Genomic DNA, 19,750 nt, shown 5'->3' with positions numbered 1-19,750 from the left:
TGCCGGGGAGGATATCATCCCCTCTCCCGCGCCTGGGCGTAGGTGCCCAGCATCCGCACCCATTTGCTGTGGAACCCCAGTTCCTCGATCGCGCGGTCGAACGCGGCTTCGCCCGGCCGCCCGACCACGTCGCAATAGAATTCCGTCGCGGCAAAGCTGCCGCCGCGCTGGTAGCTTTCCAGCTTGGTCATGTTGACGCCGTTGGTCGCGAAACCGCCCATCGCCTTGTACAAAGCAGCGGGAATATTCTTCACCTCGAAGATCAGGCTGGTCATCCACGGCCCATCCCCGACCGGCGGCTGGCCGCCACGGGCGAGCACGACGAAGCGGGTCATGTTGCTGTCGGCGTCCGAAATATCCTCGGCCAGCAGGTTCAGGCCATAGAGTTCGGCGGCGCGGGGCGGGGCGAGGGCGGCGACGCGGGGGTCGTTCATCTCCGCCACCCGCGCCGCCGCGCCCGCCGTATCGGCATAGGCGATCGGGCGGATACCGTGCGCGCGCAGCCAGTGGCGGCACTGGCCCAGCGCCTGCGGATGGCTCATCGCCTCGACCAGCCCGTCGCGCCCGCCCGTCGCCATCAGCGCGTGGCGGATCGACAGGAAATGCTCACCCACGATGACCAACCCGGATTCGGGCAGCAGGAAATGGATGTCGGCCACCCGCCCGTGCAGCGAATTCTCGATGGGAATGATCGCGCGGTCGGCCTTGCCGCTCTTCACCGCGTCCAGCGCGTCGGCGAAATCGAAACAGGGGAGCGGCAGGCCGTCCGGAAACACCTCGGTCGCGGCGACATGGCTGTTGGCGCCCGGCGCGCCCTGAAAGGCGACGGCACGGGCCGGCTCGGCCAAGGCGGCGGCGGTCATGCCCGCGACGATGGGGCGGGCGGGGGCGGCGTAATTCTCCATGGCGCAGCGGCGTAGAGCGGGCACGCGGCACGATCAAGGCGGGCGACAAGGGAAGCAGAACTTGCCGTTCGCGAAAGCCGCACCTAAGGTCCGCGTTCAGGAGAGATATTGGCGGGGCAGCGAAACGCGATGGACCTAAAGACCAATACGATCGCGGGATGGGTGCTGGGTGCGGCAGGCACGGCATTGGGCCTTTCGATCGTCGGCGGCATGATCTTCCACGAAGAGCGCCCCGAAAAAATGGGCTATGCGATCGAGGGCGTGGAGGCCGAAGGCGCGGGCGGCGGTGCCGCCGAGGTGCCTATCGCCTCGTTGCTGCCCACCGCCGACGCGGCCAAGGGCGCCGAAGTCTTCAAGAAATGCGCCGCGTGCCACACCATCAACCAGGGTGGCGCGAACGGCATCGGCCCCAATCTCTATGCCACCATGGGCGAAGCGATTGCACAGGGTAAGGCGGGCTTCGCCTTCTCCGACGCGTTGAAGGCGGTCGGCGGCAAATGGGACTGGGACAAGATGAACGCGTGGCTGACGTCGCCGCGCAAGTTCGCGCCCGGCACCAAGATGACCTTTGCCGGGCTTTCCAATCCGCAGGACCGCGCGAACGTGATCCTGTACCTCAACCAGCAGGGATCGAACCTGCCGCTCCCGGCGGCCCCGGCCGCCAACGCGGAACCGGCGGCGGGCGATGCCCCGGCCAATGGCGCGGACGCGGCGGTCAACAAGGTCGAAGAGGATCCGCGCGCCGACACCGGATCGATCGCCAATACCGGCACGCCCGCCAGTGGCGCGCCCTCGGTCGATCCGCAAGCCGCGGTGGAAGGTGCCAAGGCCCCGCGCTGATGCCGATGCGCGGGATCGGCTGACCCTCGACGTTCCGATCCTGCAGGCGCCGATGGCGGGAGTGTCGACTCCCGCCATGGCGGCGGCGGTGAATGCGGGCGGCGGTCTGGGCGGAATCGCACTGGGTGCGGGTGACGCCGATGCGGCCGCCCGGATGATCGCCGAAACGCGCGAGCGGACCGAGCGGCCGTTCAACGTCAACCTCTTCGTCCATGCCCCGCCCGCGCCCGATCCGGCGCGCGATGCGGCCTGGTGCGAGGCGCTTCGTCCCGCCTTCGCCGCGTTCGACGCGGAGCCGCCCACCGCGCTGCGCACCATCTATCAGAACTTCGCGCAGGACGATGCGATGCTGGCGCTGCTGGTCGAGACGAGACCGGCGGTGGTCAGCTTTCATTTCGGCCTGCCCGACGGTCCGCGCATCGCCGCGCTGAAACAGGCGGGATGCCTGTTGCTGGCGAGCGTGACCTCGCTGGCCGAGGCTCGGGCCGCCGAGCGTGCCGGGATCGATATGCTGGTCGCACAAGGCTATGAGGCGGGCGGGCATCGCGGGGTTTTCGATCCGGATGCGGCGGACGACCGGTTGGGGACGCTGGCGCTGACCCGATTGCTGGCGCTGCGGACGCGGCTGCCGGTGATTGCGGCGGGCGGGGTGATGGACGGGGCGGGGGTGTCGGCTGTCCTCGCGCTGGGGGCGGTGGCGGCGCAACTGGGGACGGCGTTCGTCGCCTGTCCCGAGAGCACGGCGGACGATGCCTACCGCGCGGCGCTGATGGGCGAGGGGGCTGCGCATACGGTGATGACCCGCGTGATTTCGGGGCGTCCGGCGCGGTGTCTGCCCAATCGGTTCACCGCGCTGGGGGAAAGTCTGACGGCGGCGGTGCCTGATTATCCGATCGCTTATGATGCGGGGAAGGCCTTGAACGCCGCCGCGAAGGCGCGGGGTGAGGGCGGTTACGGCGCCCAATGGGCGGGGCAGGGGGCCCCGCTGGCCCGTTCGATGCCAGCAGGGGAACTGGTTCGTACGATTGCCGGAGAGATGCGCGGGTAGGGGGGAGCGTGGGCTTCGACTTGGCTCAGCCTGAACGGAGGTTTTGCGCAATCCTCTAACCCCGTTCAGCCTGAGCGACGTCGAAGGCCAAGGGATGCGTTCACCACCACACTCCGCTAAACCATGGCCCATGACCACCAAGCCCCCCATCGGTCGCGATACGCGGCTGTGCATGTCGTTGTCGGCTCGTCCCGGTAATTTCGGTTCGCGCTTCCACAACCGGCTCTATGAGCTGACCGGCCTCGACTATGTTTACAAGTCGTTCAGCACGACCGATTTGGCCGGAGCGGTGGGCGGTATCCGGGCGCTCAACATTCGCGGCTGCGCCATTTCGATGCCATTCAAGGAAGCGGTGATCCCGATGCTCGACGGGCTGGCCGGATCGGCGGCGGCGATCGACAGCGTGAACACCATCGTCAATGATGACGGGCGGCTGACCGGCTACAACACCGACTATGCCGCCGTGGCCGAGCTGATCGCCGATATCGACCCCGCCACGCCCTTCGTCCTGCGCGGATCGGGCGGGATGGCAAAGGCGGTGGCGGCGGCCTTGCGCGATTCAGGGTTTGCCAAGGGCACCATCGTCGCGCGCAACGAACCGCTGGGACGCCAATTGGCGGGGCTTTACGGGTTCGGCTGGTCGGCGGAACTGGATTCGGGTGCGCCGCTGCTGATCAACGTCACGCCGATCGGTATGACCGGGGGCAATGAGGACCAGCTCGCCTTCCCCGAGGCGATGATCGCGCAGGCGGAGATCGCCTTCGACGTGGTGCAATATCCGCCCGAGACGCGCTTCCTGTCCACCGCGCGGGGGCTGGGCAAGCGGGTGATCACCGGCACCCAGGTGGCGACCATCCAGGCGCTCGAGCAGTTCGTGCTCTATACCGGCGTCCGCCCCACGCCCGAGCAGGTGCAGGAAGCGGCGGATTACGCCTATCGCATGGGGTGATCCTCCCCGGGACGGGGAGGGGGACCATCCGCAGGATGGTGGAGGGGGCGTGCCGTAGGGGGTGTCCTTCGTGGAAGCCCCCCTCCGTCAGCGCTGCGCGCTGCCACCTTCCCGTACCGGGGAGGATTTTCAGAGTCCTGCCATCCCCATCAACACCGCCCATTCCGCTTCGCCGACCGGCGACACCGACAGCCGCGATTGGCGGAGCATCGGCAGCGCGGCGAGCCTCGCCTCGGCCTTCATCGCGGCCAGTGTGACGGGGCGGGGCAGCGGACGGTCGGGGGCGATCTCGACTGAGACCCAGCGCCCGTCATCGCCATCGGCCCTGGCGGCGCGGGAGATCGTCGCGATGCCCATCGCCGCCTTGTCCTTGCCGCTGTGATAGAGAAGCGCCGAGTCCCCCGGCCGCATCGCCCGCAAATGCCCGGCGGCGGCGGCGTTGCGCACGCCGTCCCATTCGGTCCGCCCGTCGCGGACCAGATCGTCCCAGCCATAGCTTTCCGGCTCCGACTTCAGCAGCCAGTATGCCATCTCCGCTTTTCCTCCTGAACCGCGCCTAAACGCCACATTCCGTGTCCATTCAGCCCGATAGTGGCAGGGAAGGCAACACGGACGCCGCCTGCGCGTTTTGCGATCAGCGGACCGGGCGTATCAGTATCGGAGGTTCGGTATGAACGGAGTTTGGAAGAAACTGGGACTGGGCCTCGCCTTGGGCGCCACCGCACTGACGGCGGCGGCTCCGGCCGAGGCGCAGCGTTGGGGCCGTGGCTGGGGTGGCGGCTATGGCGGCTATTATCACCGCGATCGCGGCGATGCGGCCGCAGGCGCGCTGATCGGCGGCATCGTCGGCCTGGGCATCGGCGCGGCCATCGCGAGCAGCAACCAGCCGCGCTATGTCGATCGCGGCTATTATTACAACCGGGGCTATGACCCCTATTACGCGCCGCCGCCCCCACCGCCGGTGTATCAATATGAGTATCGCAGCTATGCGCCGCGCTGCTGGACCGACTGGCGCTGGGACCCGTATTGGGGCCGCAATGTGCAGGTGCGGGTCTGTAACTAAGACCCCTGGCGGCGTCGGGAGCGATCCCGGCGCCGTTTTTCTTGGAGCCCCTGCTTGGCAGCGCCCCTGAGTCGGCGTTAAGGCCAGGAGCATGACCGATACCGTTCCCGATCGCCTGTCCACCAACCCGGACAGCCCCTATTTCGACCAGGACCTCCTCTCGCGTGGGGTCGGCATCCGCTTCAAGGGCAATGAGCGCCGCGACGTCGAGGAATATTGCATTTCCGAAGGCTGGATCCGCGTCGCGCTGGGCAAGAAGGTCGACCGCCATGGCCGCCCGCTGACCCTGAAGCTGAACGGCGAGGTCGAGGCCTGGATCGAGAAGCTGGCCGATGGCGAGGAAGCCGCAGAGGGTTCGGAAGAGACCGAAGCCTAAATATCGTGCGTACCCCGGCGAAGGCCGGGGTCCAGGTGCGGGGTGCGGGCGATGGCCTGCCACGCGGTGGTTAGCGCACCGCCTGCGTTATAGAAACTGGACCCCGGCCTTCGCCGGGGAACACGTGGGTTTTGAGGGATAAGCTCGCCCCGCTCCGACTTCGCCCAGAGGCGGCGGATCACGCCGCCTCCATCGCCTCGCCCGCTTCCATCCAGCGCGTCTCGGCTTCGGCCAGCTTGTCGACCACCTCCGCGCGGCGCTTGTTTAACTCGCCCATCGACAGCTTGGCATGGCGCGGTTCGGCGGCGGCCGGGTCGTTCATCGCCTTGTCCAGCGCGTCGCGCTCGCGGGTCAGCTTGGCCATTTCGTCCTCGATGCCGCGCAGCGTCTTCTTCATCGCGTTAAAGCGTTCGCGCTGCTCGGCCGAGGCCTTTTTGTTGGCCGCGCGGTCCGCCTTGGACGCGGCGTCGCCCTGACCCGCATCGCCCTTCAGGACGAAGGCGATATAATCGTCCAGCGACCCGTCAAACTCCTTGGCGGTCCCGTTATCGACCAGCACCAGCCGATCCGCCGTCATCTCCAGCATGTGGCGATCATGGCTGACCAGCACGACCGTGCCCTTGTACATGTTGAGCGCCTGGACCAGCGCCTCGCGCGCGTCGACGTCAAGGTGGTTGGTCGGCTCGTCGAGGATCAGCATGTGCGGCGCGTCGCGGGTGATCAGCGCCAATGCCAGACGCGCGCGTTCGCCGCCCGACAGCTTGCCGACCTTGGTCGTCGCCTTGTCGCCCGAAAAGCCGAACCGGCCGAGCTGCCCGCGCACCGCCGCCGGGGTCGCGCCGCGCATGATACGCGTCATATGCTCCAGCGGCGTATCGTCGGTGTCGAGTTCCTCGACCTGATACTGGGTGAAATAGCCCACCCGCATCTTGCCCGACGAATTCATATCGCCTTCCATCGGCGTAAGCTGCGCGGCGAGCAGGCGGGCCAGCGTCGTCTTGCCGTTGCCGTTGCGGCCCAGCAACGCGATCCGATCGTCCGGGTCGATGCGCAGGTTCAGCCGCTTCAGAATCGGCGTCTCGGCATAGCCCACGCTCGCCAGGTCCAGCGTGATCAGCGGCGGGCGCAGCTGGTCGGGATCGGGGAAGTCGAAGGACAGCGACGGATCGTTCGCCATCTCGGCGATCGGCTGCATCTTGGACAGCATCTTCGCGCGGCTCTGCGCCTGCTTGGCGGTCGAGGCGCGGGCCGAGTTGCGCGCGATATAGTCCTGCAACTTGGCGCGCTGCGCCTCCTGATTCGCCTTGGCGGCGGCGAGTTGCGCCATCCGCTCGGCACGCTGGCGCTCGAACGAATCATAGCCGCCCGGATAAAGCGTCACCTTGCCGCCCTGAAGGTGCAGGATATGGTCGACGACATTGTTCAGGAAGTCGCGCTCATGGCTGACCAGCAGGATCGTCGCGCGATAGGATTTGAGGAAATCCTCCAGCCACATCACCGCTTCGAGGTCGAGGTGGTTCGACGGTTCGTCGAGCAGCAGCACGTCGGGCGCCGAGAACAGCAGCGCGGCGAGCGCGACGCGCATCTTCCACCCGCCCGAATAGCTGGACAGCGGGCGTCCCTGCATCGCCTCGTCAAAGCCCAGGCCCTGAAGGATGCTGGAGGCGCGGGCGGGCGCGGTATAGGCGTCGATCGCGATCAGCCGTTCGTAGATGTCGCCCAGCTTTTCCGGATCGCTCTCGGTCTCGCTACGCTCCATCAATTCGGCGCGCTCGACATCGGCCGCGAGCACCGTCTCGAACGGGGTGGCGGTGCCGTCGGGCGCTTCCTGCGCGATATAGCCGAGCTTGGCGCCCTTGGGCATCTCGCAGGCGCCGTCATCGGCCTCCAACTGGCCCGCGATCACGCGGACGAGCGTGGACTTGCCAGCGCCGTTACGACCGATCAGGCCGACCCGGCTGCCGGGGGGGAGTGCGGCGGATGCACCGTCGAGGATCGTGCGGCCGCCCAGGCGCACGGTGATGCTGTTCAGATTGAGCATGGCGCGCGCCTAGCAAATTTCGGCGCGGATGGGGAGAGGGGGCTTTTATCCTCCCCGGTACGGGGAGGGGGACCATCCGAAGGATGGTGGAGGGGGCCTTCCGCAAAGGGCAGTCCTAGCGGAAATCCCCCTCCCGTCAGCGCATTCGCGCTGCCACCTCCCCGTGCCGGGGAGGATTTGGCTTCAGCGTGCCGCGATCGCGGTCGCGCCTGCGGGCGGCCAGTTCTGGACACCGCACTTCTTGACGACCCATTCCGCCTTCTTGTTCCAGCACAGCGCATCCAGACGCGGCATGGTGGCGGCAATATGCTGCTCGCGGCCGATATAGCGCGGGAAACGCTGTTCGCCGTACGGAACCAGGCTGTTGCGCAGCTCGCGCATCCGGTCGACCGCCAGTTCGCCCAGATGGCCGCGCGGGGTGAATACCGCCTGATGCAGGATCGACGCCGCCGTGGTGCAGAAACCCAGCTGCCCCGACACGGACGAGAAGCTGGCATAGGTGCGCGTGCCATATTGGTCGAGCGCGTCCTGCCCGGCCTTCACGGTCTTGTTCTGCCGCTTGAAATAGGCGCCCAGCGTGTCGAACGCGCCCTTCAGCTCGACTTCGTGATCCTTGAGCGTCGCGTTATAGTTGGAGACGGTCGTCAGCATCGGTTCGAACTGGCATTGCAGCGCGGCGACGTTGAGCGCGGCGCGCATGTTCCACAGCAGCCCCGCGCGCAATTCCGCCGGGGTCGCACCGGGCAACGGCTGGCCGATGCCGGGTTCGTCGCCCTGGACGGGCTTTCCCTGGAAATTATAGGGCTGCAGGAAGAATTGCGCCGATGCGGGTGCGGCAGCACCCATCCCCCAAAACGCCACGCCAGCAACCAGCGCGGTACGCACCACTTTCATTGTGTTCCGATCCTTCCCCCGTAGGGCCTTCGAGCGTCCCGAAACATAACGCTTTCCGGCTTTTTTCCCAAACGGAATTACGCCCGTACGGCAATCGTTGATGCCGGGCCGGTCGTTACGGAAACTTAGCGAAATCCGGGATTTGCACAGCTGGTTACGTCACTGCCGACGCTGGGGGAAGGGCCCATGAAAAAGGGGCCGCCCGGTCGCCCGGACGGCCCCTTTCGTTGGGATGACCCCAACGATGATTACATCGCGTTGGTCGCGTTGGTCATCATCGTGTCGTTGGCCATCATCATGTCGTTCGACATGGTGGTGTCGTTGGCCATCATGCCACCGTTCATGGTGCCGTCGACGGCGGTCATGTTGTCGGTGGCGGTGTCCATGCCTTCCGAAGCGTTCATTTCGGTGGTCATGTTCGCGTCGGTGGTGTTCTCGGTCTTCGAGCCGCAAGCCGAAACCGCGAGCGCCGCGCCGGCGATGATCGAGCCCGTCAGGACCTTGGAGATGATTGCACGCATTGGAAGCTCCCTTGATATTATGGATTTGGAACGGCTTGCTGGCCCTATTACCCAAATCGGGGTGGACATTAATCGGATACCGTCTGGTCCTCAAGCCTCGTTTTGTCGGACCGCACCGAGATCGTTGAGGAAAGCCGGAAAGCTGAACGCAAGCGCCTCGTCAAAGGTTTCCAGCGACTTGACGCCGTTTAACGCAAAAAGACTGGTCACCGGGAATTCCGGAAGGCCGCAGGGCACGATCCCGCCGAAATGCGAAAGATCGGGCGCGACATTGATGGCAAAGCCGTGCAGCGTCACCCAGCGACGCACGCGGACGCCGATCGCGCCGACCTTGGCCTCCGAGCCGCCGTCGCGGGTCCAGATGCCGACCCGCCCCTCGGCGCGGAAGGCGTTGACCCCCAGCCGCCCCAGCGCGGCGATCAACCAATCCTCCAGCGTATGGACGAAATGCCGCACGTCGCGCCCGCGCTTGTTCAGATCCAGGACCAGATAGCCGGTCCGCTGTCCGGGGCCGTGATAAGTATATTTGCCGCCACGCCCGGTCTGGAACACCGGGAAACGGGGATCGACCAGTTCGACCGGATCGGCGCTGGTCCCGGCGGTATAGACGGGCGGATGTTCGAGCAGCCAGACGAGCTCGCGCGCCTCGCCCGCCACGACGGCGGCGGCACGCGCCTCCATCTCGGCGAGCGACTGGTCATAGGGGGTCAGGCCCGGACTGATCCGCCATTCGATATCGGGCATGTCGGGGATATGGGTCACGATCCGCCGTCCTTGCGCCCGGCCCGCCGCCGATGCAAGCGTCGTAGGTCAGCGCGGCGCGATGGCTTTGCATCCGGCAATCGTCTAGGCAGACGCGAACAGGCGGACGGGGTGGGCCGCCAAGGGAGGTAGCATGACCGTCAGGATCGGAACGGTGTGGGACAGCACGCAACAGGTGCTGGCGGGCAGGGCCGGGATGATGGCTCCATTCGCCCTGATCGGCTTCGTCCTGCCCGGCCTGTTGCAGATCCTGCTGCTGCCGTCCTCGCCCGGCCAGTCGTCCATGGGACCGACGGGTCTGGGGCTGATGATCTTGTCCATGCTGCTGGGCATCTGGGCGCAGCTGGCGATCATGGCGCTGGCGACCCATCCGGCCACGACCAGCGGCGATGCATCGCGGGCGGGCCTTCGCCGGATGTGGCCAGTGCTGGGCGTCGCGCTGGTGGTCGGTTTCGCCTTTGCGCTGGTCCTACTGGTGATGATCGTCGTGCTGGGACTGTCCCATTTCGACTTCGCCGCCGCGATGGCCGCCAATGGCGATCCGTCCAAATTCCCGCCGATGAGCGGCGGCGCGGCGCTGTTCCTGGTTCTTTACGGTCTGACCGTCATGGTGGCGTCGCTGTGGATCGTCGCGCGGTTGATGCTGATCTATGCCGTGGTGCTGAACGAGCGACGCGGGCTGGGGGCGATCCGTCGCTCCATCGCGTTGACGCGGGGGATGACCTGGCGGCTGATCGGCGTGTCCCTGCTGTTCGGGATCGTCCTGCTGGTCGCGATGCTGGCGGTGCAGGGCGTCACCGGCGCGGCCCTCCGTCTGGCACTGGGCGCGGATCGGGCGCTGACGGCTGTCCGGCTGGCGGCGCTGCTGGGATCGGTGGTCAACGCCGGATTCATGACGCTGGCCTATGTCTTCATCGCGCGGCTGTACGTCGCGACGGCGGGCGAGCAGGCGCATCGTGAAGAGGTCGGTTCGCCCTCCCTGTGATGAAACGAGCCTTTTGATGAAGCTGGATGTCGTCGCCACCCTGCGGGATGCCTGGGCCCTGTTCCGCCGCGATCGCGCGCTGCTGATCCGGCTGTCCGCGCCCTTTCTGTTCTGGCCTGCCTTTGCGCTGGGGCTGCTGGTGCCCGCGCCCCCGCTGCCCGAGACCGAGGGCGGAGAGGCGACCGCGCGGGCCATGGCCTGGGTCGATTCGGTCGGGACCTGGGCAGGCCATTATGGCGGCTGGTATTTCGCCAGCTATGCGGTCGGCATGATCGGGACGGCGGCGATCCTGGCGCTGACGCTCGGCGGGCCGGTGACGGTCGGCGAGGCGCTGGGCCGCGCGCTCAGGATGGCGCCGCGCTTCCTGTTGGCGATGATCCTGGTCGCGCTGCCGGTGGGGGCGGGGATGCTGCTCTACATCTTGCCGGGGCTGTATGTGGCCGGGCGGTTGCTGCTGGTCGGCCCGGTGCTGTTCGCCGAGCGGCGGATGCCCGCCATGGCGGCGCTGGCCCGTTCGGTGTCGCTGACGCGCGGTGCGGGCCTGTCGCTGGCGGCGCTGGCGTCCTGCACCTATCTGGGCGGCATGATCGCGGCCCAGCCCTTCCTCGCGCTGATCGACGTGGTGCAGAGCGACGGCGCGGGCAATCCGGTCGCGGTCGCGCTGCTCCAGGCCGGATCGGCGGCGGTGGCGATGGCGGCGGGGCTCGGCCAGGCGCTGGTGTCGGTCGCGGCCTATCGCCGACTGGTCAATCGCGCGGGCTGAGCCGGGGGATTTGCGGTGCGGCGTCCTCGGGCAGGACGCCCAGCGCCCGTGGGTCGATAAACGTCTCGATCGCGCGCGACACGGCCACGAAGCCCTGCCTGCGATAGAAATTGAGCGCGGACGGGTGGTCGAGCGTGCAGGTATGCACCCATACCCGCTCGACCTTCGCGGTCCAGGCACGCATCAGCGCCTGCGCCATCAGCCAACGGCCATGGCCTTGCCCCGCCAGTTCGGGGACCAGCCCGAAATAGCCGATCTCGCACGCCCCCGCGACGCGATGGTCGAGTTCGAGCAGCCCGACCTCGATCCCCGCCCGGTCGACGACGGCGAAGACCGAGACGGCGGGGTCGTGAATGATCGCGGTCAGCGTCGCATCGTCCATCACCAGCCGCGAGAACCACAGCCAGGGCGCGCCGACGCGCGCGAACAGCGTGCGATACTTGGCCGGATCGGGCCTGGCCCAGGCGACCAGTTGCAGCGGCGAGCCGGGCATGGGGCGCGGCCTTGGCCGTTCGTGCATCTCCAGCGTGGTGACGATGGTGGCGATCTCGGCGGGGTCGACGGGGATCAGCGCCATGGGCTTACTCCCACGTCGCCAGCGGCGGCAGGCTCATCAGGATCGCATCGATATTGCCGCCGGTCTTCAGCCCGAACAACGTGCCCCGGTCATAGACGAGGTTGAACTCGGCATAGCGACCGCGCCATGCCAGCATCTGCGCACGGTCGGCCTCGGTCGAGGGCAGGCCCATGCGCCGCCGGACGATGCGGGGGAAGACGTCCAGAAACGCCTCGCCGACATCGCGGGTGAAGGCGAAATGACCGTCGAAATCGCCCTCCAGATGGTCGTAGAAGATGCCGCCCACGCCCCGATGCACCTGGCGATGCGGGATGTAGAAATAGTCGTCGGCCCAGGCCTTGAACCGGGGATAATGCTCTGGGTCATGCGCGTCGCACGCGGCCTTCAACCGGGCGTGGAAGTCGGCGGTGTCTTCCGCGATGGGCAGCGGCGGATTGAGGTCTGCGCCGCCACCGAACCAGCGCTTGGTCGTGGTCAGGAACCGGGTGTTCATATGGACCGCTGGCACATGCGGATTGGCCATATGCGCGACCAGGCTGATCCCGGTCGCCACGAAGCGCGGATCGTCGCCCGCGCCGTGAATGGTCTTGGCGAACGGCCCCTCGAAGGTGCCGCCGACCGTGGAGACGTTGACGCCGACCTTTTCGAAGACGCGGCCCTTCATCACCCCGCGCACGCCGCCGCCGCCGGGCTCGCCGCTCGGGTCGGCACGGTCCCAGGCGGTGTATTGGAAGGCGGCGTCCGATCCCGCCTCACGCTCGATCGCTTCGAACTCGGCGCAGATCCGATCCCGCAGGGATTCGAACCAGAGGCGGGCGGCGTCCTGCTCGGCGTCGAGCGCGATGTCGGGAGTACGGCTGTTCATCGCGCGGCGTTCTGGGCGGGGGCGGGGGCCAGGGTCAACCGGGCATTTGGTCCCAACCGGTCTGGCGCCGCGCCTCGGCCAGCAGAATTCCGCCGGTGATCGCGACGTTGAGCGAGCGGACGCGGCTGCGCATCGGCACGCGCACCCGGATATCGGCGGCGTCGTGCACCGCCTCCGGTACGCCCGCGCCCTCGGAGCCGAGCAGGATCACATCGTCGGGATGGAACACCATCTCGGGCAGCGGGATCGCACCCAGCGTCGTCGCCAGCACGATCCGCCCGCGTGTCGCGGCGCGGAAGGCATCCCAATCGGCATGGCGGATAACCTCGGCCATGGCGGCATAATCCATCGCCGACCGGGCAAGCGCGCGGTCGGAATAGGGAAAGCCCATCGGCTCGATCAGGTCGACCGCGACGCCGAAACAGGTCGCGGTGCGGATCAGCGTGCCGACATTGCCCGCGATATCGGGCTCGTGCAGCGCCAGGCGCATCAGTGGCCGGGGAAGGACAGCAGCGCATCGACCGCGATGTCCTCCTTGCGCAGGGCATCGGCCCCGCCGAGATCGGGCAGGTCGACCAGGAACTGGGCCTGCTCGACCATACCGCCCGCCTTGCGGATCAGCCGGACGGCGGCGCGCGCGGTGCCGCCGGTGGCGATCAGGTCGTCGACCAGCAGCACGCGAGCGCCGGGGACCAGCGCATCCTCATGGATGGCGATGCGATCCTGTCCGTATTCCAACGCATAATCCTCGGCGATGGTCGCGCCGGGCAGCTTGCCGTCTTTGCGGATCAGCAGCACGCCCGCGTTCAGCGGCACCGCGAGCGCGGCGGCGAAGATGAAGCCGCGCGCCTCGATCCCGGCGACCAGATCGACGGTCCCGCGTGTGGCGGCGGCCATCCGTTCGACCGTCTGCGCGAAACCCTTGGGGTCTAGCAGCAAGGTGGTGATGTCGCGGAACTGGATGCCGGGCTTGGGGAAATCCGGGATGGTGCGGATCAGGGATTTCAGGTCGTCATGGGCGCTCATGAGGGCGTCATGGGCTTGTGGGGCGCGGGGGTAAAGGGGGATGCCCGAACTCCACCACTTCCGTTCAGCCTGAGCGAAGTCGAAGGCCAAGGGAATCCCGTTGCCAGGCGAGGTGGAGAGGGCAGGGCGTGGGCTTCGACTTCGCTCAGCCCGAACGGGGGTTAAGATTGCCGGGGGGGCGGGACGGAAAGGCCCAATAAAACGGGCGGTTCCCTCGTCGGAAACCGCCCCAGTTCTCTCACATCGGGCTTTCCCGATCTCAGTGTTTCACGTCGCGCCAGACATTCTGATACGCGCCCCAGGCGAGGAAGCAGAAGATCAGGATGAAGACGAACGCCCCGATTCCGGCCGCGTGACGCGATTCCAGCTTGGGCTCGGCGGTCCAGGTCAGGAAGGCGGCGACGTCCTTGGCCATCTGGTCGCGGCTGGCCAGCGTGCCATCGGCATATTGGACCTGCCCGTCCTGCGTCAGCGGCGGCGGCATCGCAATGTTCAGGTTTGCGAAATAGGGGTTGTAGTGCAGCCCGGTCGGCGTCTTGGCGTCGGGGAACTTGCGCAGCAGCTCTGCGGGCTGCGGGCGATAGGCGTCGGGGCCGATCAGCGAGTAGATATAGTTGCCGCCGTCATGCCGCGCCTTGGCCATCAGCGACAGATCGGGCGGCAGCGCGTTGTTGTTCGCCGCGCGCGCCGCCACCTCGTTGGCGAAGGGCGAGGGGAAACGGTCGGCGGGGACGTTCTTGCGCGTCGTCGCCTCGCCCGTCTCCGGATTGATGCTCGGCTGTTCGATCACCCACTGGTTGGCGATCGCCTTCAGTTCGGGCTCGTTATAGCCCAAATCCTTCAGGTCGCGGAACGCCACCAGCCTCAGCGAGTGGCAGGCCGCGCAGACCTCCTTATAGACCTGAAACCCGCGCTGGAGCTGGCGGCGGTCGAAGCGGCCGAAAATGCCGTCCGACGCCAGATGTGCGGGCTTGGGGTGAAGGTGGAACTCCTCCTCGGCGGTGGGGGCTGGCGGCTCGGAGATGAGCCCCGAGACGCTGCCCCACAGCGCGATGGCGAGGACGAAGGTGAAGGCCGCCCCGACCAGGAATGCGATGCCACGAACCATGTTCAGCTATCCTCTTTCGGTTCGGGTCAGGCCAGGGCCGACTTGGTGGGTGCGGTCCCGCCATGCTTGGACAGCACGGCTTCGGTGATCGAGTTGGGCAGCGGCGCGGGGCGCTCCGTCCGGGCGATCCAGGGCAGGATCACCAGGAAGTGGAGGAAATAATAGGCCGCCGTGATCTGGCTGAGGATGATGAAGAAGGGCGTCGCGGGCGAACCGCCGCACCAGCCGAGCAGCAGCACGTCGACCACCAGCACCCAGAAGGCGACCCGCGCCTTGGGCCGGAAATTGTTCGACCGCACCGGTGAGCTGTCCAGCCAGGGGAGGAAGAACAGCAGCAGGATCGACCCGAACATCGCCAGCACTCCCCACAGCTTGGCGGGCAGGATGAAGTCGGCGGTGAAGGCGCGCAGGATCGCGTAGAAGGGCCAGAAATACCATTCGGGCACGATATGCGCCGGCGTCGAGAGCGGATTGGCCGGGATGTAATTGTCCGGATGGCCCAGATAATTGGGGAAGAAGAACAGCAGCCCCGCGAAGACCAGCAGGAAGACGCCCAGCCCGACCGCATCCTTGGCGGTGTAATAGGGGTGGAAGGGCACGGTATCCTGCTCGCCCTTGACGTCCACGCCGGTCGGGTTGTTCGAGCCGGGAATGTGCAGGGCCCAGATGTGCAGGATGATGACGCCCGCAATCACGAAGGGCAGCAGATAGTGGAGCGAGAAGAAGCGGTTGAGCGCCGCATTGTCCGGCGCGAACCCGCCCAGCAGCCAGATGCGGATGGTATCGCCAACCACCGGGATCGCCGAGAAGAAGCCCGTGATGACCTGCGCGCCCCAGAAGCTCATCTGCCCCCAGGGGAGCACATAGCCCATGAAGGCGGTCGCCATCATCAGGAGGAAGATGACCACGCCCAGCAGCCACACCATCTCGCGCGGGGCCTTGTAGGACCCGTAATAGAGGCCGCGGAAGATATGGGTGTAGACCACGATGAAGAACATCGACGCGCCGTTGGCGTGGGCATAGCGCAGGAACCAGCCCGCATTGACGTCGCGCATGATGCTTTCGACCGAGTCGAAGGCGACGCCCGCATTGGCGGCATAGTGCATCGCCAGCACCACGCCGGTGATGATCTGGATGGCGAGCGCGGCACCCGCCAGCACGCCGAAATTCCAGAAGTAATTCAGGTTGCGCGGCACCGGATAGCCCGCGCCCACGGCGTTGTAGACGAGGCGCGGCAGCGGCAGCTTCTCGTCCAGCCAGCGCATGACCGGCTGCTTCGGCTGATAATGTTTGGCCCAGGGAAAGCTCATCTCTCGGGTCTCCCTTATGCGGCCACGCCGACCGTGACGGTCGTGTCGGTGTCGAATTTATATTCGGGAACCAGCAGGTTCAGCGGCGCCGGGCCCTTCCGGATGCGCGCGGCGGTGTCATAGGCCGAGCCGTGGCAGGGGCAGAAATAGCCGCCATAAGGCCCCTTGTTCTCGCCCTCGCCAGCACCCAGCGGCACGCAGCCCAGATGGGTGCAGACGCCCAGCGTGATCAGCCAGTTCGTCTTGCCCGGCTTGGTCCGCTCCGCCAGCGTCTGCGGATCGCGCAGTTCGGACAGCGGCACGGCGTTGGCCTCGGCGATTTCCTTGGGCGTCAGGTTGCGGACGAACAGCGGCTGCTTGCGGAAGCTGGCCTTGATCGCCTGTCCGGGGGCGATCTTGGACAGGTCGATCTCGGTGGTGGACTGGGCGAGAACGTCGGCCGAAGGGTTCATCTGGTTGATGAGCGGCAGGACGATCGCCAGCGCGCCCACGCCCGCAAAGGATACGGCGGCGACATTGATGAAGTCGCGGCGACGGGGATCATGGACCTCTTCGTGGAATGGCTCCGGCGCCTCGCCGGGGGGTACGGTGTTCTCCGTCATCGCCATTCGTCCTGTCCCTCCACCTTCGCTCGCGTTCGACACGATACGCTTTCGACGGTCGTGCCGGATTGCCCCCGGTCATGCGCCGCCTGTCCCAAGCCCGTCCTTGATGAACGGTGCGTCAGGTTAGCCTTGCTTGACCGGCTTTGCCAATCCCCTTTGGCCAGATGGCGCCCGACCGTTCAGTAGCCGTGCAGGCGGCAGGGCGCAGGAACCACCTTTCGCGCTGCGGGGTTGACCGCTGATCGCCACGGATGACGGACCCCTGCCGCACCCGCTCAGCCTGGATCAGGGGCATGGAGAGGATGATGACCCTGAAAAAGATGGGCTGGGCCACGGCCCTCGCGGCTGGTCTGCTGGCGCTTGGCGGATGCGCCGACGGCTATGGCTATAGCGGCGTGTCGGTGGGCGCGGGTTATGGCGGTTATGCGCCGGGCTATTATGGCGGCTATGGCGGTTACGGTTACGCCCCGTCCTATTTCGGCTGGTATGACGATTTCTATTATCCGGGCACCGGTGTCTATGTTTACGACCGTTATCGCCGTCCGTTCCGTTGGAATGACGGCCAGCGCGCCTATTGGGAAGGGCGCCGCGATGCGTGGCGCGGCGGGGCGATCCGGGATCAGTGGCGCGGCTGGGGCCGGGGCGGCTGGCGTGGACCGATGCCCGGAGTGGCTCCTGCGCCCGGCGGCTGGCGCGGCAATCCCGGCCGGTGGCGCGGCGGCGAGGGCGTTCGCCCGACCCCGTCCGCGCCGCGTCCCGGCGGCTGGCGTGGCGGCCGACCGGGAGGACGCGGCGGGCGCGGTCCGCGTTAAGCGGCCTGCGGGCGGGTGCGGATCATGACGGTGGGGCGCATCGTCATGACCGGGACATCGTCCTGATTGAGCACGGTCCAGCGGCTGATGACGAAGCCCATTTCGGGGCGGCTGGCCGACGCCCGCGTCTCCAGCACCTCCGCTTCGCAATGGAGCGTGTCGCCGGGAAAGACGGGCCTCGTCCAGCGCAGCTCGTCGACACCGGGCGAGCCGATGCTCTGGAAGCCGGTGTCGCGGAAATGCTCGACGATCATCGCCATCGCCATCGACGCGGTGTGCCAGCCGCTGGCCGACAACCGCCTGAAATGGGTGGCGGCGGCGGCTTCGTCGGACAGGTGAAAAGGCTGGGGATCGTAACGCTGGGCAAAGGCGATGACCTCGTCCCGCTCCACCTTGTACGCGCCGAACCGCGATACGTCGCCGACCGCGACATCCTCCAGCCAGATCATCCTCTTGTCTCCTTAACGTCGGAACGCGCGGCGGAACGGCGCGTCGTTGCCGTCCAGCCCCTGGCCCGGCGGCAGGCCGATCAGGTCGCGCAGCAAGGGTGCAACGTCGACATTGGCGAATGGTGCCAGCCGCACCCCCGACCGGAAGGCCGGGCCATTGGCGATGAACAGCGCGACCATGGTCGGATCTTCATGGTCATAGCCGTGCATTCCCCCGACAAAGGGCTTGTCCGGCGCCTTCGGCTCGATCATCCACCCGGCATCGGCGAGACAGAAATAGGGCGCGATGCGGGGATTGCGGCCATAATGGAAACGCGCCGGAATCTCGCTCTTGCGCCAGCAGGTCATGTGGCCGCGCCGACCGAGCAGACGTGCCTCCAGCGCGGCTTCGCGTCCCGGCTTGGCGGTGATCGAGGCGAAGGGGCCGTCGTCGCTAAGATCGTAATCGGCCGGGTCCAGCAACTGGTCGAGGGCGATCACCCGGTCGCTCGACGTCGCGGCCATGCCGTGATCGGCCACGACCAGCAGGTTGGCGGGCTGGTGCAATTCGGCAAGGCCCGCCACCAGCTGTCCGATCGCCACATCGGCCTTGGCGATGGCGGCGTTCACGCCCGGCGCGTCGGGGCCGACCTCATGCCCGGCAATATCCACCTCGTCGATATAGAGGGTGAGGAAGCGGGGACGCGTGGCGGCCGGGCGGCGCAGCCAGTCGATGAGCGCATCGACCCGCTGACGGTCGGACACGGCCGAGTTGTACGCCTGCCAGTCATGCGGGCGGAGGCCGCCTGTAACGGTGTGATGGATGTCGTCGTGAAGAACACCGCCCCAGCCGACGGTGGAACCTGGCCAGAACATGGTGGCGGTGGGGATGCCCGCCTTTTCCGCCGTGACCCAGATCGGCTCGGCGGCGTTCCACCAATAGGGCTGCTCCGACGACATGGTGAAGCGTTCGCCCGGATGCGTCGGATCGGTGAAGCTGTTGGAGACGATGCCATGGCGATCGGGAACCAGCCCCGTCACCAGCGTCCAATGGTTGGGAAAGGTCTTGGACGGAAAGGACGGCCGCATCGGTGCGCTCACGCCGCCCGCCGCCAGCCGCGACAGATTGGGGGTGATACCCCGTTGCAGATAATCGGCACGGAACCCGTCGATCGATACCAGGATCGTGACCGGTGCGCGTTCGTCCTGCATCGGGGCAGCGGGCGCAGCACCCGTCATGGCGGCGGGTGCTGCGTTCGTCACCGGGGGCAGGGCGGGCGGGTTGTAGGGATAGGCGCAACCGCCCAGCAGGGCGAGCGCAACGGCGGCGAGGGGGAGTCGGATCACGGGAGGGACAGTCCTTTCGGATCAGCCCGATAGCGCCGCATTATGACACTGGCGAGTGGAAGCTGCCGCCCTGTGCAGGGTCAGTCGACCGGGAAAAACTGGCGGATGGTCGGGTCGGCATTGCGGAGCAACAGGCGGAGCCGTTCGGCAGCTTCTGCGGGTTGGTCGCCGGGCAGTCCGGCCATCGCCCATTCGCCGAATTCGAGGCCGTCGGTCATCCGGTCGTCGAGGATACGGATGTCCGCGTGACGGGGATCGCGCATGATGCGGGACAGCGTTTCACGCACGCTGTCCGCAGGCCCTTCGAGCAGCTGGCGATATTCGCCGTCGCCGATCCACAAGAGGCCGGAGATGCCGTCCATGCCGTTGTTGCGGCGCGAGGCGGACAGAATGGCCTGGTGGTCGGCGCGTTCGTCATCGCCGACGGCGCGGCTGGTGTAGATGACACGGCGAAACGCACTAACATGGATCATATTTCGTGCGTAGCGGGCCGAACCGCTTCTGCAAAGCGGCAATATGCAGGTC

General features: G+C 67.0%; 24 protein-coding genes. 8 read left to right on the top strand and 16 right to left on the bottom strand.

The genetic code is table 11. The features are described 5' to 3' along the window. Positions 1–14: 14 nt before the first annotated feature. Entirely contained in the window at positions 15–905 is an 891-nt protein-coding gene (locus tag ACWKSV_RS09795) for a prephenate dehydratase (RefSeq protein ID WP_056431585.1), read from the bottom strand. A 129-nt stretch (positions 906–1,034) separates the two neighbouring features. Between ACWKSV_RS09795 and ACWKSV_RS09790 the strand changes: the two genes are divergently transcribed. The 3 genes from ACWKSV_RS09790 to ACWKSV_RS09780 all read left to right on the top strand — a co-directional run bounded on the left by ACWKSV_RS09790 (position 1,035) and on the right by ACWKSV_RS09780 (position 3,742). Further along, on the top strand, positions 1,035–1,745 hold the full coding sequence (locus ACWKSV_RS09790; RefSeq protein WP_056431590.1) for a c-type cytochrome: 711 nt from the start codon (positions 1,035–1,037) through the stop codon (positions 1,743–1,745). 52 nt (positions 1,746–1,797) lie between these two features. Further along, positions 1,798–2,793, top strand: a complete 996-nt coding sequence (locus ACWKSV_RS09785) for an NAD(P)H-dependent flavin oxidoreductase (RefSeq protein WP_083706799.1) — start codon at positions 1,798–1,800, stop codon at positions 2,791–2,793. A gap of 130 nt (positions 2,794–2,923) precedes the next feature. Further along, complete coding sequence (locus ACWKSV_RS09780) at positions 2,924–3,742, top strand: shikimate 5-dehydrogenase (protein ID WP_076717314.1); 819 nt, start codon at positions 2,924–2,926, stop codon at positions 3,740–3,742. 129 nt (positions 3,743–3,871) lie between these two features. Here ACWKSV_RS09780 and ACWKSV_RS09775 read toward each other — a convergent pair whose 3' ends face one another. Then, positions 3,872–4,273: an EVE domain-containing protein gene (locus ACWKSV_RS09775; protein WP_076717312.1), complete on the bottom strand. Its 402-nt coding sequence runs from the start codon at positions 4,271–4,273 to the stop codon at positions 3,872–3,874. A gap of 139 nt (positions 4,274–4,412) precedes the next feature. Between ACWKSV_RS09775 and ACWKSV_RS09770 the strand changes: the two genes are divergently transcribed. After that, a complete protein-coding gene (locus tag ACWKSV_RS09770; protein ID WP_056431605.1) occupies positions 4,413–4,805 on the top strand; it encodes a hypothetical protein in 393 nt (130 codons plus the stop codon). 91 nt (positions 4,806–4,896) lie between these two features. Beyond that, complete coding sequence (locus ACWKSV_RS09765; protein WP_076717311.1) at positions 4,897–5,181, top strand: DUF3297 family protein; 285 nt, start codon at positions 4,897–4,899, stop codon at positions 5,179–5,181. A gap of 178 nt (positions 5,182–5,359) precedes the next feature. Here ACWKSV_RS09765 and ACWKSV_RS09760 read toward each other — a convergent pair whose 3' ends face one another. The 4 genes from ACWKSV_RS09760 to lipB form a co-directional block, all read right to left on the bottom strand. Beyond that, positions 5,360–7,222, bottom strand: coding sequence for an ABC-F family ATP-binding cassette domain-containing protein (locus tag ACWKSV_RS09760; protein WP_076717309.1), 1,863 nt, complete (start codon positions 7,220–7,222; stop codon positions 5,360–5,362). A gap of 183 nt (positions 7,223–7,405) precedes the next feature. After that, complete coding sequence (locus ACWKSV_RS09755) at positions 7,406–8,116, bottom strand: hypothetical protein (RefSeq protein ID WP_056431616.1); 711 nt, start codon at positions 8,114–8,116, stop codon at positions 7,406–7,408. Positions 8,117–8,364: 248 nt separating this feature from the next. After that, positions 8,365–8,637, bottom strand: a complete 273-nt coding sequence (locus ACWKSV_RS09750) for a peptidylprolyl isomerase PrsA family protein (RefSeq protein WP_042484220.1) — start codon at positions 8,635–8,637, stop codon at positions 8,365–8,367. Positions 8,638–8,727: 90 nt separating this feature from the next. Further along, a complete protein-coding gene (lipB, locus tag ACWKSV_RS09745; RefSeq protein WP_056431893.1) occupies positions 8,728–9,381 on the bottom strand; it encodes a lipoyl(octanoyl) transferase LipB in 654 nt (217 codons plus the stop codon). A 151-nt stretch (positions 9,382–9,532) separates the two neighbouring features. Here lipB and ACWKSV_RS09740 point away from each other — a divergent pair, with 151 nt between their 5' ends. Together ACWKSV_RS09740 and ACWKSV_RS09735 are read left to right on the top strand one after the other, a co-directional pair. After that, positions 9,533–10,384, top strand: coding sequence for a DUF7847 domain-containing protein (locus ACWKSV_RS09740; protein WP_156884318.1), 852 nt, complete (start codon positions 9,533–9,535; stop codon positions 10,382–10,384). Between the two features lie 16 nt (positions 10,385–10,400). Then, positions 10,401–11,147 carry a hypothetical protein gene (locus ACWKSV_RS09735; protein WP_076717305.1) on the top strand — a complete coding sequence of 249 codons (747 nt, stop codon included), beginning with the start codon at positions 10,401–10,403 and terminating at the stop codon, positions 11,145–11,147. Here the strand turns inward: ACWKSV_RS09735 and ACWKSV_RS09730 are convergent. The 7 genes from ACWKSV_RS09730 to petA form a co-directional block, all read right to left on the bottom strand. Further along, positions 11,131–11,724 (bottom strand): GNAT family N-acetyltransferase, encoded by a 594-nt coding sequence (locus ACWKSV_RS09730; protein WP_076717303.1) that lies wholly within the window; start codon positions 11,722–11,724, stop codon positions 11,131–11,133. The two genes, ACWKSV_RS09735 and ACWKSV_RS09730, sit on opposite strands and share 17 nt — an antisense overlap. 4 nt (positions 11,725–11,728) lie before the next feature. Then, entirely contained in the window at positions 11,729–12,589 is an 861-nt protein-coding gene (gene hemF / locus ACWKSV_RS09725; RefSeq protein WP_056431632.1) for an oxygen-dependent coproporphyrinogen oxidase, read from the bottom strand. A gap of 34 nt (positions 12,590–12,623) precedes the next feature. Further along, entirely contained in the window at positions 12,624–13,079 is a 456-nt protein-coding gene (locus ACWKSV_RS09720) for a tRNA (cytidine(34)-2'-O)-methyltransferase (RefSeq protein WP_076717301.1), read from the bottom strand. After that, positions 13,079–13,615: an adenine phosphoribosyltransferase gene (locus ACWKSV_RS09715; RefSeq protein ID WP_076717300.1), complete on the bottom strand. Its 537-nt coding sequence runs from the start codon at positions 13,613–13,615 to the stop codon at positions 13,079–13,081. The genes ACWKSV_RS09720 and ACWKSV_RS09715 overlap by 1 nt, the downstream gene beginning before the upstream one ends. 259 nt (positions 13,616–13,874) lie before the next feature. Beyond that, positions 13,875–14,723 (bottom strand): cytochrome c1, encoded by an 849-nt coding sequence (locus tag ACWKSV_RS09710; RefSeq protein ID WP_056431641.1) that lies wholly within the window; start codon positions 14,721–14,723, stop codon positions 13,875–13,877. A 26-nt stretch (positions 14,724–14,749) separates the two neighbouring features. After that, positions 14,750–16,033, bottom strand: a complete 1,284-nt coding sequence (locus ACWKSV_RS09705) for a cytochrome b (protein WP_056431644.1) — start codon at positions 16,031–16,033, stop codon at positions 14,750–14,752. 14 nt (positions 16,034–16,047) lie between these two features. Beyond that, entirely contained in the window at positions 16,048–16,641 is a 594-nt protein-coding gene (gene petA, locus ACWKSV_RS09700) for a ubiquinol-cytochrome c reductase iron-sulfur subunit (RefSeq protein WP_056431648.1), read from the bottom strand. Between the two features lie 299 nt (positions 16,642–16,940). On the opposite strand from petA, the gene ACWKSV_RS09695 reads away from it, so the two are divergent. Beyond that, positions 16,941–17,450: a hypothetical protein gene (locus ACWKSV_RS09695; protein ID WP_445265569.1), complete on the top strand. Its 510-nt coding sequence runs from the start codon at positions 16,941–16,943 to the stop codon at positions 17,448–17,450. Here the strand turns inward: ACWKSV_RS09695 and ACWKSV_RS09690 are convergent. The 3 genes from ACWKSV_RS09690 to ACWKSV_RS09680 all read right to left on the bottom strand — a co-directional run bounded on the left by ACWKSV_RS09690 (position 17,447) and on the right by ACWKSV_RS09680 (position 19,698). Beyond that, positions 17,447–17,899: a MaoC family dehydratase gene (locus tag ACWKSV_RS09690; RefSeq protein WP_076717298.1), complete on the bottom strand. Its 453-nt coding sequence runs from the start codon at positions 17,897–17,899 to the stop codon at positions 17,447–17,449. The two genes, ACWKSV_RS09695 and ACWKSV_RS09690, sit on opposite strands and share 4 nt — an antisense overlap. 12 nt (positions 17,900–17,911) lie before the next feature. Next, positions 17,912–19,225, bottom strand: a complete 1,314-nt coding sequence (locus ACWKSV_RS09685) for an alkaline phosphatase family protein (RefSeq protein ID WP_076717296.1) — start codon at positions 19,223–19,225, stop codon at positions 17,912–17,914. Between the two features lie 80 nt (positions 19,226–19,305). Next, complete coding sequence (locus ACWKSV_RS09680) at positions 19,306–19,698, bottom strand: BLUF domain-containing protein (protein ID WP_056431661.1); 393 nt, start codon at positions 19,696–19,698, stop codon at positions 19,306–19,308. Positions 19,699–19,750 lie beyond the last annotated feature (52 nt).

The organism is Sphingomonas sp. SphC10, from assembly GCF_057004845.1.
Note: the sequence above shows the minus strand (reverse complement) of the source record. Positions and strands in the feature narration are given on the sequence as shown.

What these genes read in the sequence shown, in the direction of transcription:
- ACWKSV_RS09760 (WP_076717309.1), bottom strand. Translation starts at nt 7,222, where the DNA reads ATGCTCAATCTGAACAGCATCACCGTGCGCCTGGGCGGCCGCACGATC.
- petA (WP_056431648.1), bottom strand. Translation starts at nt 16,641, where the DNA reads ATGGCGATGACGGAGAACACCGTACCCCCCGGCGAGGCGCCGGAGCCA.
- ACWKSV_RS09780 (WP_076717314.1), top strand. Translation starts at nt 2,924, where the DNA reads ATGACCACCAAGCCCCCCATCGGTCGCGATACGCGGCTGTGCATGTCG.
- ACWKSV_RS09710 (WP_056431641.1), bottom strand. Translation starts at nt 14,723, where the DNA reads ATGGTTCGTGGCATCGCATTCCTGGTCGGGGCGGCCTTCACCTTCGTC.
- ACWKSV_RS09755 (WP_056431616.1), bottom strand. Translation starts at nt 8,116, where the DNA reads ATGAAAGTGGTGCGTACCGCGCTGGTTGCTGGCGTGGCGTTTTGGGGG.
- ACWKSV_RS09770 (WP_056431605.1), top strand. Translation starts at nt 4,413, where the DNA reads ATGAACGGAGTTTGGAAGAAACTGGGACTGGGCCTCGCCTTGGGCGCC.
- ACWKSV_RS09740 (WP_156884318.1), top strand. Translation starts at nt 9,533, where the DNA reads ATGACCGTCAGGATCGGAACGGTGTGGGACAGCACGCAACAGGTGCTG.
- ACWKSV_RS09720 (WP_076717301.1), bottom strand. Translation starts at nt 13,079, where the DNA reads ATGCGCCTGGCGCTGCACGAGCCCGATATCGCGGGCAATGTCGGCACG.
- hemF (WP_056431632.1), bottom strand. Translation starts at nt 12,589, where the DNA reads ATGAACAGCCGTACTCCCGACATCGCGCTCGACGCCGAGCAGGACGCC.
- ACWKSV_RS09775 (WP_076717312.1), bottom strand. Translation starts at nt 4,273, where the DNA reads ATGGCATACTGGCTGCTGAAGTCGGAGCCGGAAAGCTATGGCTGGGAC.
- ACWKSV_RS09795 (WP_056431585.1), bottom strand. Translation starts at nt 905, where the DNA reads ATGGAGAATTACGCCGCCCCCGCCCGCCCCATCGTCGCGGGCATGACC.
- ACWKSV_RS09695 (WP_445265569.1), top strand. Translation starts at nt 16,941, where the DNA reads ATGATGACCCTGAAAAAGATGGGCTGGGCCACGGCCCTCGCGGCTGGT.
- ACWKSV_RS09785 (WP_083706799.1), top strand. Translation starts at nt 1,798, where the DNA reads ATGGCGGGAGTGTCGACTCCCGCCATGGCGGCGGCGGTGAATGCGGGC.
- lipB (WP_056431893.1), bottom strand. Translation starts at nt 9,381, where the DNA reads ATGCCCGATATCGAATGGCGGATCAGTCCGGGCCTGACCCCCTATGAC.
- ACWKSV_RS09680 (WP_056431661.1), bottom strand. Translation starts at nt 19,698, where the DNA reads ATGATCCATGTTAGTGCGTTTCGCCGTGTCATCTACACCAGCCGCGCC.
- ACWKSV_RS09750 (WP_042484220.1), bottom strand. Translation starts at nt 8,637, where the DNA reads ATGCGTGCAATCATCTCCAAGGTCCTGACGGGCTCGATCATCGCCGGC.
- ACWKSV_RS09705 (WP_056431644.1), bottom strand. Translation starts at nt 16,033, where the DNA reads ATGAGCTTTCCCTGGGCCAAACATTATCAGCCGAAGCAGCCGGTCATG.
- ACWKSV_RS09735 (WP_076717305.1), top strand. Translation starts at nt 10,401, where the DNA reads ATGAAGCTGGATGTCGTCGCCACCCTGCGGGATGCCTGGGCCCTGTTC.
- ACWKSV_RS09730 (WP_076717303.1), bottom strand. Translation starts at nt 11,724, where the DNA reads ATGGCGCTGATCCCCGTCGACCCCGCCGAGATCGCCACCATCGTCACC.
- ACWKSV_RS09690 (WP_076717298.1), bottom strand. Translation starts at nt 17,899, where the DNA reads ATGATCTGGCTGGAGGATGTCGCGGTCGGCGACGTATCGCGGTTCGGC.
- ACWKSV_RS09765 (WP_076717311.1), top strand. Translation starts at nt 4,897, where the DNA reads ATGACCGATACCGTTCCCGATCGCCTGTCCACCAACCCGGACAGCCCC.
- ACWKSV_RS09790 (WP_056431590.1), top strand. Translation starts at nt 1,035, where the DNA reads ATGGACCTAAAGACCAATACGATCGCGGGATGGGTGCTGGGTGCGGCA.
- ACWKSV_RS09715 (WP_076717300.1), bottom strand. Translation starts at nt 13,615, where the DNA reads ATGAGCGCCCATGACGACCTGAAATCCCTGATCCGCACCATCCCGGAT.